The sequence below is a fragment of the Planococcus sp. RAB007_Raresut genome, from assembly GCF_057369535.1.
In genome coordinates this window covers 1-254 of the sequence record NZ_JBXYIF010000189.1, presented here as the reverse complement: position 1 = coordinate 254, position 254 = coordinate 1, and the positions used below count along the sequence as shown (strand labels likewise).

General features: G+C 26.8%; 1 pseudogene. It reads right to left on the bottom strand.

Annotation, left to right across the window (positions count from 1 at the left end):
- Nucleotides 1-254, bottom strand: a pseudogene (locus tag AC2Q9J_RS18235) (hypothetical protein); the annotation flags it as partial.

The window sequence follows — 254 nt, the reverse complement described above, 5'->3', positions numbered from 1 at the left end:
ACAAAATATGTCCTTCTTCAAGTAATGTGATACATTGATTCGTTACAAAATCAGGATCTTGTTCAACATTAATATATTCATAATCAAGCAACTGTTTTACATAAATTGTTTTTGTACTTCGTTTTAAAATTGAAAGAGAAAGTTCAGGTCCTAAAATGTATAACTTTTTAAATGAATGAATATGTTTTATAGACCTGGCAATCAATCGAGGTAACGATTGATAGTAATCAATTTGAAAAGCGTTTACAATAAAA